Source organism: Actinoallomurus acaciae (assembly GCF_042429965.1).
Taxonomy (GTDB): domain Bacteria; phylum Actinomycetota; class Actinomycetes; order Streptosporangiales; family Streptosporangiaceae; genus Actinoallomurus; species Actinoallomurus acaciae.
Window position 1 is genome coordinate 4,684 of record NZ_JBHLZP010000216.1, and the last position, 13,002, is coordinate 17,685.

Sequence of the window (13,002 nt, forward strand, 5' to 3'; positions counted from 1 at the left end):
CCGCCTCCCGGAGGGGACCGCCTCCCGGAGGGGACCGCCTCCCGGAGGGGACCGCCTCCCGGAGGGGACCGCCTCCGGGACGGGGCCGCACCCGGAGGGGACGGCCCCTGGACGGGACCGCCTCCCGGCGGCCGGTGGAGCTTGCTCGTCAGTGGCCGAAGGGGCGCTCCTGTAGGCGCCCGCCGGCGGGCGTGGCAACGGCCCGGCGGAGGCCGCCGGGCCGTGCCGGGTGTTCGGTCAGGTGGCGAGGCCCTCCTCGACCTCGCGGCTGCCCTGGATGACCTTCGGGTCGCCCTCGTCGGCGACGTAGTCGTCCGCGCGGGTGATGTCGACGCCGTCGGTGGTCTTCAGTGCTCGCAGCAGCACCGTTGCCAGCACCGCGACGATCAGGTTGATCGCCAGGGCGATCGCGCCGACGTACACCGTCATCTTGGTGTGGAGGCCGATGTCGTTGAGCGGGTAGGCCGAGCCGCCGAAGTGCAGCTTGTTGGTGGCCGGGTTGCGGATGCGGTAGAGCATCCACATGCCCGCGGCCATGCCGGCGACCCAGCCCGCGATCAGGCCGCCGCGGTGGAACCAGCGGGTGACCAGGCCGAGGGCGACCGACGGCAGGGTCTGCAGGATGATGACGCCGCCGATCAACTGCAGGTCGATGGAGAACTGCGGGTCGAGGAGCAGGATGGCCAGCACCGCGCCGATCTTGACGACGAGGGAGGCGAGTTTGCTGACCGTGGCCTCCTCCGACGGGCTCGCGTCGCGTCGGAAGTACTCCTTGTAGATGTTGCGGGTGAACAGGTTCGCCGCGGCGATCGACATGATCGCGGCGGGTACCAGCGCGCCGATGCCGATCGCGGCGTAGGCCACGCCGGTGAACCAGCTCGGGAAGACGTGGTCGAACAGCAGCGGGACCACGGTGTTGCCGTCCGGCTTGCCGTTGCCTCCGTTGACCGGTTTGATCCCGCCGGCGATCGCCATGAAGCCGAGCAGCGCGATCAGGCCGAGCAGGAAGCTGTACGCCGGCAGCGCGGCCATGTTCCGCTTGATGACGTTGCGGTTCTTGCTGGCCAGCACGCCGGTGACGCTGTGCGGGTACAGGAACAGAGCGAGGGCGGAGCCGAGTGCCAGCATGGCGTAGTTCAGCTGGTTGTCGTGGTTGAGCAGGGTTCCGTCCGTCGTGGCGGGGGTCTTGTCGAACTTGGCCTGTGCCGCGCCGAAGATGTGGCTCCAGCCGCCCAGCTTGTGCGGGATGTAGAAGATCGCGACCAGGATCACGACGTAGATCAGCAGGTCCTTGACGAACGCGATCAGCGCGGGGGCGCGCAGGCCGGACTGGTAGGTGTAGGCCGCGAGGATGGCGAAGGCGATGATCAGCGGCCAGTGGCCCGTCACGCCCATCGCCTCCAGCGTCGCCTGGATGCCGACGAGTTGCAGGGCGATGTAGGGCATGGTCGCCACGATGCCGGTGATCGCCACGAGCAGCGCGAGGGTCGAGGACCCGAACCGGGCCCGTACGAAGTCGGCCGGGGTGACGAAGCCGTGCACGTGCGAGACCGACCAGAGCCGGATCAGCACGAGGAACACCAGCGGGTACACGACGATGGTGTACGGCACGGCGTAGAAGCCGGCCGCGCCGGCGCCGAACACCAGCGCGGGCACCGCGACGAAGGTGTAGGCGGTGTACAGGTCGCCGCCGACGAGGAACCAGGTGATCCACGAGCCGAAGCTGCGGCCGCCCAGGCCCCATTCGTCCAGGCTCTGCATGGTGGTGGGCCGCCGCCAGCGGGCGGCGACGAAGCCCATCGCGCTGACGATCACGAACAGGACGGCGAAGATGACCAGTTCGGTGGTGTGCCTGCCGGACATCGCTCAGTCCTCCTTCGTCTCGGCCGGAGAAGACGCGGAGACGTCCCGGCCGCTCGACGGACGACGCGTCATGAGGTAGACGATCGTCGTGCAGCCGACGCCGAGGACGATGAACGCGAACTGCACCCAGTAGAAGAACGGAAAACCGGCCAGCCGCGGTTCGTCCCTGTTGAAGAGGAACGTCAACAGGGGAACGACGACCGGGAGGATGAGCAGCCAGTTCCAGGGGCTGCGGTCACTCCGGCGTGGTCCGGGCTCTGTATCGGCCAACGGTCCTCCTCGCGTACACGAATGTGAAGCCGCGCCGGGGCACCTTCCGGGCGGCCGAATCTTGTTCGCAGAAGATTTAAGGAAGGACGGGTCTCGGTTCGGTCTCGGCTACGCGTCTCTTTGGACGTTTCGTCCCGCGATCTAGGCCGTTGTCCATGCTCACGGCGGGGACCGGCTGGCGCGCCGCCCCGCTCACGGGGTAGCCTCGTGGCATGCGAACCCCGGCCAGGCAGCAGTGGTGGTGGCGCCGCTAGGCGGCGCGGGTTTCGCATTCTCGGACACCGCAGCGACCGCCCTCGTCCGGCGGTCGTTTCTCGTTTCCGCCGACGAGGGCCTGGATGATCGAAGGGCCGATCGTGGAGACGACGACGGACTATATGACGGCGGGCGGCCTACGGGTCGTCCGTACGGACACGCCCGTTGACCCGGCGCGTAAGAGCGACGCGCTGGACGCGCTGGTCGAGGCCGTGGGCACGCGCCGGGGCGGCGTGCTCAGCTCGGGCATGGAGTACCCCGGCCGGTACAGCCGCTGGCACATGGCCTACGTCGACCCCTGCCTGGAGATCGTCGCGCGCGGGCGCCGCCTGACCGTACGGGCCCTCAACGAGCGGGGGAAGGTCCTGCTCCCGGCCGTCTCCTCGGCCGTGGCGGCGACCGGTGAGCCGGCCGAGGTCCCCGACGGCGTCGAGGTCTTCGTCCCCTCCTCCGACGAGGTCATCGCCGAGGAGGACCGCAGCCGCCGGCCCACGGTCTTCACCGCGCTGCGCGCCGTCTGTGACCTGTTCGCCGGGCCGGACCCGCACCTGGGCCTGTACGGCGCGTTCGGCTACGACCTGGCGTTCCAGTTCGAGCCGATCCGGCTCGCCATCGAGCGCCCGGCCGACCAGCGCGACCTCGTCCTCCACCTCGCCGACGAGATGATCGTGGTGGACCGCAAGCGTGAGACGTCGGCGCGGATGTCGTACGACTTCGAGGTCGGCGGCGTGAGCACCCGGGGCCTGTCGCGGCGGACCGAGCCCACGCCGGCGCCGCGGCCGCGCGAGATCCCGCCGCAGCCCACGCCCGGCGCGTACGCCGAGGTGGTGCGCGCGGCCAAGGACAAGTTCGTCCGCGGCGACCTGTTCGAGGTCGTGCCCGGCCACGTCATGTACGGCCCGTGCCCGTCGCCGGCGGCGTTCTTCGAGCGGCTGCGGGTCACCAACCCGGCACCGTATGAGTTCTTCTTCAACCTCGGCGAGGGCGAGTTCCTCGTCGGCGCCTCGCCGGAGATGTTCGTGCGGGTCACCGGCGACCGGGTCGAGACGTGCCCGATCTCCGGCACCATCCGGCGCGGCGGCGACCCGCTGGAGGACGCCGACAACATCCGTGAGCTGCTCAACTCCGCCAAGGACGAGTCGGAGCTGACGATGTGCACCGACGTCGACCGCAACGACAAGTCGCGGGTCTGCGTGCCCGGCAGCGTCAAGGTGATCGGCCGCCGGCAGATCGAGATGTACTCCCGGCTGATCCACACCGTCGACCACATCGAGGGGCGGCTGCGGCCCGGGTACGACGCGCTCGACGCGTTCCTGACGCACATGTGGGCGGTCACCGTGACCGGCGCGCCCAAGACCTGGGCGATGCAGTTCATCGAGGATCACGAGGAGACGCCGCGGCGCTGGTACGGCGGCGCGGTCGGCTGCATCGGGTTCGACGGCTCGATGAACACCGGCCTGACGCTGCGCACCGCCCAGATCCGCGACGGCGTCGCGGCCGTGCGCGCCGGGGCCACCCTGCTGTACGACTCCGACCCCGACGCGGAGGAGCGCGAGACCTACCTCAAGGCGCGTGCCCTGATCGCCGCGCTGTCCCCGGCGGAGGAGCCCGGGGAGGAGGCGGAGGCCGGGCGCGCGCGGGCGGGCGAGGGCCTGCGGGTGCTGCTCGTGGACCACCAGGACTCCTTCGTCAACACCCTGGCCGACTACTTCCGCCAGCAGGGCGCCGACGTGACGACGCTGCGGTTCGGCTTCCCCGACAAGATGCTGGACGAGATCCGGCCGGACCTCGTCGTGCTCTCACCGGGGCCGGGCCGGCCCGCCGACTTCGACACGGCCGGTCTGCTCGACGCCGTCTACGCCCGCGACCTGCCGGTCTTCGGCGTGTGCCTCGGCCTGCAGGGCATGGTCGAGCACTCCGGAGGCGAACTCGCGCTGCTGCCCGAGCCCGCGCACGGCAAGCCCGGCCGCGTCGCCGTGGACGGCGGGCGGCTGTTCGACGGGCTGCCCGCGGAGTTCACCGCGGCGCGCTATCACTCGCTGCACACGACGCGGGAGCGGCTCGGGGAGGGGTTCGAGGTGACCGCGACGCTGGGCGACGTCGTCATGGCGATCGAGGACCCGGTCCGCCGGCGCTGGGCGGTGCAGTTCCATCCGGAGTCGATCCTCACCGCGACCGGCGAGACCGGGCACCGGATCATCACCAACGTGCTGGAGATGTGCCGCGCCGGACGGCGGTGAGCCGCGCGGACGGCCCGGCGCGGTCTCTCAGAGACCGCCGCCGGGCCACTCCTCCACGCCGCCGAGGCGGTCGTGGAACTCCTCCAGCAGCGTCCGCAGGGCGGCGGGCGAGAGCCGCGGCGCGGCGCGGCTGAGCCGCTCCTCGCCCACCCCGGCCAGATAGACGTCGGTCGCGGCGGCGGCCACCGCGTCCTGCACGATGAGCGTGCTGGTGCCCTGCGCCATCGACGCGGCGTTGTGCACGATCGGGTACGGCTGGTGGTAGTACTCACCGGCCGCGACCTTCCGGCGCCGCACCTCGCTCAGCCGGGCCGGACCGGTCAGCCGCAGGACGTACTCCGCGCGGGATCCGGGGGACTCATAGCGGTAGTGGCTCACGGCCAGCGCGCCGCGCGGGTCCTCCTCGTACTCCGTCAGCTCCAGCTCACCGGCGGCGAGGTAGGACACGAAGTCCCAGCGGTGGTTGTGGTAGTCGCCGTCCACCCAGGGCTGCCGCTGCCACCACTCGTGCCACACGAGCTTGCGCCCGGCGGGTGAGACCGCGAGCACCACCTTGGTGAAGTCGTTGTGGTGCCGGTAGCCGTTCGCGGCGCACCAGGCGAGACGGCTCTCGTCCGCCAGGATCGACCGGATGAGCGACCGCACCCCGCCACCCTCGACGAAGGGCCGGTAGAAGGTCTCGATGTAGCCGGGCGACAGTGGCAAAGTGTCGCCCAGGTCCGTACATACCGCTTCGTGGGTCGTCATCACGCTCCGATCGACCGATGATCAGTACAGGCCAATACCCGTACGTCGCCTGTCTTGATCGGTTCAGCGATGACGTGTGCCGGTGGCAGGCCGCGGCGGGCAGGATCCACCGGAGATATCAGGAAATCTCAGGCAAGATCAACCTCGACACGGTTGTCATGGAAGACCGCGCCGTGGGCCATGTCCGCGTCGCGCTCGTCGATCGTCGCGTTGACCGTGGTACCGCCGTTGAACTTCGCCCAGTGGCCCTTGGTGGTGGCGGCCACGCCGGGGCGTACGCGGTCCGAGACGTCCGCCTTGGCCTCGAACGCGCCGCGCGCGTTGTGCACCCGGACCGCGTCACCGTCGGCGATGCCCCGCGCGGCGGCGTCGTCCGGATGCAGGACGATCACCGGCCCGCCGGCCCGCCGCCGCAGTTCGGGGTTGTTGCCGAAGGTCGTGTTGAGGAAGTGGTGAGGGGCCGCGGAGATGAGGACGAGGCCCTCGCCGGGGTCGGCGTGCGGGGTGAAGCCGGGCAGCGGATCCAGCCCGAGGCGCGTGGCGCGCCGGGAGTAGAACTCCAGCCGCCCCGAGGTCGTCGGGAAGCCGTCGGCGAACGGCAGGAAGGGCCGGTCGACGTTCAGCCGGACGAACCCCTCCTTGCGCAACCGCTCCACGGTCACGCCCTCCAGCCAGGGGTGCGGCGAGTCGAGGAGGTCCCGTACGAGGTCCTCGTCGGAGGCGTACAGGCTCGGCTCGGTCAGGCCCATGCGCCGGGCGAGCCGGCGGAACGTCTCGGAGGTGGACAGGCACTCGCCGGGCGGGGCAGTGGCGGGCTCGTTCCAGGCCAGGTAGAGGTGCCCGTACCCGGCGATGACGTCGAGGTGTTCGGTCTGCATCGTGGCCGGCAGCACGATGTCGGCGTAGTCGGTGGTGTCGGTGGGGAAGTGCTCCAGGACCACGGTGAACAGGTCCTCGCGGGACAGCCCGCGCCGCACCTTGTTCTGGGCGGGGTTGCTGCCGACGGGGTTGGCCGCGATGACGAAGAGCGCCTTCACCGGCGGGTCGTTCACCTCGAGCAGACCTTCGCCGAGCCGGGTCATGGTGAGGCTGCGCACCGGGTGCGGCAGCAGGTCGATCCGCACCAGCTTGGGCAGGTTCAGCTTGAAGTGGCCGCTCGTGGAGTAGCACAGGCCGCCGCCCGGCAGCGCCCAGTCGCCGGTCACTCCGGGCAGGCAGGCGAGCGTGCGCAGCGTCATCCCGCCGCCGGCGTGCCGCTGGAGGCCCTGCGTCGCGCGGATCGCGGTCGGCCGGGTCCGCGCGATGCGCTCGCCGAGCGCGACGATCCGCTCCTCCGGCAGTTCGGTGATCTTCGCGACCCGGTCGGGCGGGAACTCCTCGATGCGCGCGCGGAACTCCTCCCAGCCGAGCGTGTACGCGTCGATGTAGGCCTGGTCGTGCGCGCCCATGCGCACGATCACGTGCAGCAGGCCGAGGGCGAGCGCGGCGTCGGTGCCCGGCATCGGGGCCAGGTGCTCGTCCGCCTGCGCGGCGGTGCGGGTGCGCACCGGGTCGATGGCCACGACGTACGCCCCGTCGAGGCGGGCGTCCTGGACGGACTTCCAGAAGTGGTGGCCGCTGGTCAGCGGGTTGGTGCCCCAGAGCAGGATCAGCTTGGAGCGGGCGAAGTCCTCCGGGTCCATGCCGCCGGAGGTGCCCAGGGTGTACTTCAGGCCGGCGCTGCCCGCGGGCGAGCAGATGGTGGGCTCGTGCACCGAGGCGCCGAGCGCGTTGAAGAACCGGCGGCCGGCGAAGCCCTCCATCCCCTGGACGTACCCCAGCGATCCGGTGCCGTGGAACGGCCAGATCGCCTGACCGTCGTACTCGTGCATGATCTCGCCGAGCCGGCCGGCGATCTCGTCGAGGGCCTCGTCCCAGCTGATCCGCTCGAAGCGGCCCTCGCCCTTGCGGCCGACGCGCCGCATCGGGTGCAGGATGCGGTCGGGGGCCGCGGTCTGCTCCAGGTAGCGGTTGACCTTCACGCACAGCGCGCCGCGCGTCACCGGGTGGGCGGGGTTGCCGCGCAGCTTCACGGCCGTGCCGTCATCGTCCACGGTCACCAGCCAGGAGCAGGCGTCCGGGCAGTCGAGCGGGCAGGCTCCGACGACCGTCTTCACACGTCGCCCTGGAACCGGTCGGCGAGGTAGCCCTCGATGTCCGGTCCGCCGGGCCGGGCGAGCACGTGCTCCAGCCAGGCGCGCCGCTCGAAGTCGGTGACGGCCAGTTCCCACACGCCGCCGATCGTGGGCGTCGGATGCGGGCGCATCGCGCCGAGCCGCGTCGGCAGGGCGGAGTACACCCGCTGGTGGAGTTCGCTCTCGCCGGCCCACCAGTCGAACAGGGCGAAGGCGTAGTCCGTCGCGTCGTGGAGCGTGACGAAGCCCACGCCGTACCGGTCGCTGTCGTGCGGGTCGCCGCCGCTGTTGTACACGGCCGGGCTCGGCAGCACCGAGGGCACGAGGGCCTCGCCGACCGTGATGAGCTCGGGCCGGGGCGGCCCGCCGTTCGCCGTGATGCCGTAGAACTTCAACCGCCAGCCGGCCGCCTCGTGGACCTTGAGGAAGTTGATGGCCCGTGGTCGGTACGCGCCGGTCCTGGTGATCGTGCTCTCCGTCACGAGCCCTCCTGAGAACTGATGCTCCTCCCCTTTATACCCGCCAGGAATGTCCGTATTGAATGCGCATTACCGGCGCTCCCGGCGTCGCCCGGAGCCCGGCCGGCGGCCCGCTCTAGGCTTGGGTTACATGAAGAGCGTCGAACCCGAGGTTCACCTGGTCGCACGTCCGGAGCTCGACTACGACGAGGTCGCCCGATACCTCGCCGAGGTCGGCGGCACGGCGTGGCTCGAGCGGCTGGACCGGGGCGACCTCGACGCGCAGCTGAACGACCCGCAGAACCTCGCCGAGTTCGCCGGGCGGCTCTGCTACCGGTCGTGGGAGCCGGGGCTCAACCCGAACGTCACGAAGGTCCGCACCGACCAGTCGGCCTACCTGGAGAACATCCTGCGCAGCCTGCACGGCTCGGTGCTGGAGCACGTCGGCTTCTCCTTCGTGCTGCACAACGTGAGCCGGGTGCTGACCCACGAGCTGGCCCGCCACCGGCCGGGCGTGGCGATCTCGCAGGAGTCGCTGCGGTTCGTGCGGCTGCGGGACATCCCGTTCTGGTTCCCCGAGTGGGCGCGCGAGGACGACGAGCTGATGAAGCGCGCCACGGCGCTCCTGTCCCAGCTGGAGGAGTTCCAGGGCTGGATGGCCGGGCACTTCGGGCTCGACGACGAGGGCGTCCCGTTCGAGGAGAAGAAGCACAAGACGAGCTTCATGCGCCGTTTCGCGCCCGAGGGCGTCGCGACCGGCCTGGTCTGGACGGCGAACGTCCGCACGCTCCGGCACGTGATCGAGGCCCGCACGGCTCCCGGCGCCGAAGAGGAGATCCGCCTGGTGTTCGGCAAGGTCGGCGAGGTGATGCGGCGTGAGGCGCCGGCGCTGTTCGGCGACTACGTCGTCGAGGACGGCACCTGGACGCCCCGGTGGCGCAAGGTGTGAACACTCGATGGAGATCTGCTTCTGCTCGGCCTGTACTGGCCCGCGTTAATGATCTACAACGTAAAGGCCGCCGGCCGTCACGACCGCAGTACGGCCTGCGTCTGGGTGGTCTGGGCGACGTGACGGCCGTTGTCGTCGTACAGGTCGGTCTGGACGACGATGGTCGTGCGGCCGGCGTGCAGCGGGCGCGCGACCGCCCGCGCCCGGCCCTCGCGGACGGCGCGGAAGAAGCGGCTGCTCGACTCGACCGTCGTGGTGGCGGTGTCCGGCGGCAGGTTGAGGAAGGCGCAGACGGCGCCGATGCTGTCGGCGAGGGTCATCAGCGCGCCGCCGTGCAGCGCGCCGCCGGCGGTGCAGCGCTCCGGCGCCCAGTCGAGCGTCCCGGTGACCTCTTCGGGGGACGCGATTTCGATCATCACGCCGGTGGCCTGCGCGAACGGCATCGCCGAGCGCAACTCGTCGGGGGAGGGCATGCGCGACAGTCTGCCAGTTCCCGATCGCCCGGTCCGTTACCTGCGAGGTCGTTGCACCGATTCCCGGCTCACCATAAATGCCTTTAAGGCCACCCGGATAGGGCGACTCATTGACATTCATGCCCACGGTGATGCATTTCTTGATGTGTGGAGGTGATAGCGGAGTCGGAGTTTCCAGCGCTTTATCGTGCCGCCGACCACAGCGCGATGGTGGGGCAGCGGCGCTTTCTCCTCGCCATCCGATGCCAGCTCGCCTCGCTCCTGCTCGCCGCCGTCTTCGGCTCGTTCAGTCTCAACGCCGGGCGCGTCGACGCCGCCGCGATCTGCGCGGCCGCGGCCCTGGCGACGGCCCTGGTCACCGAGGTCTTCCTGCTGACCGTCCGGCCCGACCGCCACTGGTACGAGGCGCGCGCCGCGGCCGAGTCCGCCAAGACGCTCGCGTGGCGCTACACCGTGGGCGGCCAGCCGTTCGATCTGGACGGAGGCACGGACGACCACGGCGCCGAGCGGCTCCTCCTGCGGCGTTTCACCGGCATCACCTCCAGCCTGCGCGACTTCGCCCTGGTGCCCATGCGCGGTGAGGACCGCCAGGTGACCCCGGTGATGCGCCAGGTACGCACGCTGCCGCTGGAGGAACGGCAACGGCAGTACCTCGTCGGGCGGATCAACGACCAGCGGGCCTGGTACGCCGACCGGGCGCGGCGCAACGAACGCCGCAGCGCCCAGTGGTCGGTCGGCCTGGCCGCGCTGGAGACCGCCGGGCTCGTGGCGGCCGTGCTGGCCGCCGTCCGGCTGATCAATTTCGACCTGCCGGGCATCTTCGGGGCGATCGCCGCCGGCGGCGTCGCATGGTTGCAGACCCGGCAGCACCAGCAGCTTGCCAGTGCGTACTCGGTCGCCGCGCTCGAACTCGCCGACATCGCCGAGCGGGCGGAGTGGCCGCGGACCGAGGTCGAGTGGGCCCACTTCGTGGACGAGGCGGAAGAGGCCATCTCCCGGGAGCACACGCTCTGGTGGGCCTCGCACACCTGAGCCGACGCCTGGGGCACCGGCAGGGCGGGGTCCGCGTCGAAGTGAATGACGGCAGCGCCGGATACGGAGGAATTGTTGAGTCAGAAAGCGACCGGTTTCGACGTATTCATCAGCTATGCCCATGACGACGACGCGTAGGTCATCCAGCGGTTGGTCGAGGAGCTTCAGGAGGCGTTCGCCGCGATCGCCGGTCGCCGGCTCACCGTCTTCCTCGACCAGGACGGGATCCCGACCGCGCAGCGCTGGCAGCGGACCATCACCGGCGCCCTGCGCACGAGTTCGGTGATGATCGCCGTCCTCACCGAGCGGTACCTGCTCTCGGACTGGTGCGCGCAGGAGTATGAGTTCTTCGTCCGGGCCGAGCGGGACCACTCGCTCGAGGAGGGCTCCGCGCGTTCGATCCCGCGGATCTTCCCGGTCATGCCCGCCGGTTCGCCCGCCGAGGAAGGACTGACCGCCGAGCAGCGGCGACGTCGGCTGGACGTGAACGAGCGCCAGGGGATCGACTTCGCGGGTCTGGCGGGCGCGGAGTTCACCCGGGAGGTGAGCCGGCTGGCGCGCGACATCCACGACGCGCTCGTCAGCCTGAACGGCGCCTCCCCGGCCGCGCTCGCGCCGGTGGAGGACGAGGACACCGAGCACCCGCAGGTCAGCTCCGGCTACGTGGGCGAGGGCGACCGGTTCGTCTCGCTGCTCGCCGAGGCCGTGAACGTCACCGTCGTGGGCTGGACCAACACCAGTCTCGCCGAGTCGCTGGAGGCGGCGCTCAAGCGGAAGCGTTCCCGGCACGGAAGCCACGCCTTCTGGCGTTCGCTGCGCATCGTCTTCCTGGAGGACGACCTGCTGGAACTGGTCCGCGACGAGCACGACGCGCAGTTCCCCGACAAGGAGACGGCGCTGCGGCGCCGCCGGCAGAACGCCGGGTACGGGCGGCGGTCCCTGTCGGCGTTCCTGCAGAAGGAGAACCAGCCGCACCGGCTGACCCTGCACGAGTACGGTCACATCCCGCCGTTCACCGGGACGCTGTTCGACATGCCCGACGGGCGCCGCATCGTGCAGATGGTCATCCGTCCCCCGCGGCGCAGCGCCTCCGACCACCTCATGCTGGAGTTCGCCGATCGCACCGACCAGTACTTCGGCGCCGCGTTCAACGACATCGTCGACCTCAGCACCAAGTACGACGAGGTGCTGCCCATCGGCGAGCCCGACGACGACGACGTCTTCCAGATCACCGAGGCGCGGTTCAGCAACCGGGTGCTCCAGGACGGCTCCGGCGCGACGGGTTGGCTGCCGCTCGTCCTCGTCGTCACCTGGTGGGAGTCGCGGGGCGCGGCCGTGCCGCTGCTGCAGTTCCGCACCTCGCGCAATGCCGACCGCGAGCTCGACCACCTCTCCCACCCCGCCGGGTACATCACGCAGGAGGACTACCGGCGGCTGGAGGAGCACGCCGCGGTCGGGACGTTCCCGCTCCCGCCGCACTCGCCGACCGTCGCGGCCCGCCGCCGGATCGCGCTGGAGCTCGGCGCGGACCTGTCGCAGGAGGTCACGTTCGCGCGGAACATGCGCTACCACCACCACGCCAAGGAGCACCTGTTCTTCTGGGTGTTCGACTGCAAGCTGCCGGCGCGGTTCCAGTTCCCGGCCGACGCCGAGATGCGTCCATACACCTTGGAGGAGCTCCTGGCGATCCGGGAGAACCAGGCCGTGCAGTACGCCCTGCGGCTGTGCCGCGACCACGACGCCTCCCGGCAGGACCTCGAACGCATGGCGCGGCTGTCCGCGGACAACCTGATCCTCCACGGCCACGAGGACCTCGCCGCCGTGCTCGTGGACGCCGTGCGCGGCGACGGGACGGCCGAGCCGGCCGCGCTCCAGGCCGAGCTGGCCGCCCTCGCCGAGCGGACCCGGCGGACCAACCGCACGGGCGTGGGGGAGCGGCCGGTCCTTGGCCTGTCGGGCCTGGAGTACCGCGAGTTCTTCACCGGGATCCTGCCGCTGTACGTCCGCCTCGGCGTGCCGGGCGCGGCGGAGTACCTGGAGGATCTGGAGGCCGACGCGACGCGGCGCGCGGCCGTCGAGCGGCTGGTCGCGACCTACGCCGACGCCGATGTGATGACCGAACTCCCGCTGGAGACCTGAGATGACGACCGGCCTGCCGGCCGTGTGCCCGCGTGTGGCGGTCACCGGCCACCGCGACCTCACCGACGGGACCACGCAGCTGGTGTCGTGCGACCTCCACACCACGCTCGCGTCATACGGCCCGAACCTGGTCGGCGTCTCCTGCCTGGCCCCCGGCGCCGACCAGATCTTCGCCCGCGCCGTGCTGGCACTCGGCGGCCGGCTGCACGCGATCGTCGCGGCGAGCGGCTACCGCGCCACGCTCCCGCCGGACGCGCGCCGGGTCTACGACGAGCTCCTGCGGCGGGCCGAGACGGTCGAGACGCTGCCGTTCGACGTGCCGATCCCGGCCGCGTACGCGGCGGCCAACGAGGCGATGCTGCGGGCGGCCGACCAGCTGATCGCCGTGTGGGACGGCCGCCC

The 13,002-nt window shown here is 71.0% G+C and carries 11 protein-coding genes; 5 read left to right on the plus strand and 6 right to left on the minus strand.

Annotation, left to right across the window (positions count from 1 at the left end; genetic code table 11):
• Positions 1-237: 237 nt before the first annotated feature.
• Entirely contained in the window at positions 238-1,863 is a 1,626-nt protein-coding gene (gene mctP / locus ACFFNX_RS25980) for a monocarboxylate uptake permease MctP (RefSeq protein WP_378207519.1), read from the minus strand.
• A gap of 3 nt (positions 1,864-1,866) precedes the next feature.
• Complete coding sequence (locus ACFFNX_RS25985; protein WP_378207522.1) at positions 1,867-2,133, minus strand: DUF3311 domain-containing protein; 267 nt, start codon at positions 2,131-2,133, stop codon at positions 1,867-1,869.
• 338 nt (positions 2,134-2,471) lie between these two features.
• Here ACFFNX_RS25985 and ACFFNX_RS25990 point away from each other — a divergent pair, with 338 nt between their 5' ends.
• Positions 2,472-4,628 carry an anthranilate synthase component I gene (locus tag ACFFNX_RS25990; protein ID WP_378207525.1) on the plus strand — a complete coding sequence of 719 codons (2,157 nt, stop codon included), beginning with the start codon at positions 2,472-2,474 and terminating at the stop codon, positions 4,626-4,628.
• A gap of 27 nt (positions 4,629-4,655) precedes the next feature.
• Here ACFFNX_RS25990 and ACFFNX_RS25995 read toward each other — a convergent pair whose 3' ends face one another.
• The 3 genes from ACFFNX_RS25995 to ACFFNX_RS26005 form a co-directional block, all read right to left on the minus strand.
• On the minus strand, positions 4,656-5,375 hold the full coding sequence (locus ACFFNX_RS25995; RefSeq protein WP_378207528.1) for a hypothetical protein: 720 nt from the start codon (positions 5,373-5,375) through the stop codon (positions 4,656-4,658).
• A gap of 128 nt (positions 5,376-5,503) precedes the next feature.
• Positions 5,504-7,531: a molybdopterin-containing oxidoreductase family protein gene (locus ACFFNX_RS26000; RefSeq protein WP_378207530.1), complete on the minus strand. Its 2,028-nt coding sequence runs from the start codon at positions 7,529-7,531 to the stop codon at positions 5,504-5,506.
• Positions 7,528-8,031, minus strand: a complete 504-nt coding sequence (locus ACFFNX_RS26005) for a hypothetical protein (RefSeq protein ID WP_378207533.1) — start codon at positions 8,029-8,031, stop codon at positions 7,528-7,530. Before ACFFNX_RS26005 ends, ACFFNX_RS26000 begins: the two co-directional genes overlap by 4 nt.
• A gap of 127 nt (positions 8,032-8,158) precedes the next feature.
• Between ACFFNX_RS26005 and thyX the strand changes: the two genes are divergently transcribed.
• On the plus strand, positions 8,159-8,956 hold the full coding sequence (gene thyX, locus ACFFNX_RS26010; RefSeq protein WP_378207536.1) for an FAD-dependent thymidylate synthase: 798 nt from the start codon (positions 8,159-8,161) through the stop codon (positions 8,954-8,956).
• A gap of 77 nt (positions 8,957-9,033) precedes the next feature.
• On the opposite strand, the gene ACFFNX_RS26015 is transcribed toward thyX, so the two are convergent.
• A complete protein-coding gene (locus ACFFNX_RS26015; RefSeq protein ID WP_378207539.1) occupies positions 9,034-9,429 on the minus strand; it encodes a PaaI family thioesterase in 396 nt (131 codons plus the stop codon).
• 153 nt (positions 9,430-9,582) lie between these two features.
• Between ACFFNX_RS26015 and ACFFNX_RS26020 the strand changes: the two genes are divergently transcribed.
• From ACFFNX_RS26020 to ACFFNX_RS26030, 3 genes are all read left to right on the plus strand, one after another.
• Positions 9,583-10,461 carry a DUF4231 domain-containing protein gene (locus ACFFNX_RS26020; protein WP_378207542.1) on the plus strand — a complete coding sequence of 293 codons (879 nt, stop codon included), beginning with the start codon at positions 9,583-9,585 and terminating at the stop codon, positions 10,459-10,461.
• 150 nt (positions 10,462-10,611) lie between these two features.
• Entirely contained in the window at positions 10,612-12,600 is a 1,989-nt protein-coding gene (locus ACFFNX_RS26025; protein WP_378207545.1) for a toll/interleukin-1 receptor domain-containing protein, read from the plus strand.
• Position 12,601: 1 nt separating this feature from the next.
• A partial coding sequence (locus tag ACFFNX_RS26030; RefSeq protein ID WP_378207548.1) for a hypothetical protein occupies positions 12,602-13,002 on the plus strand: 401 nt, incomplete at its 3' end.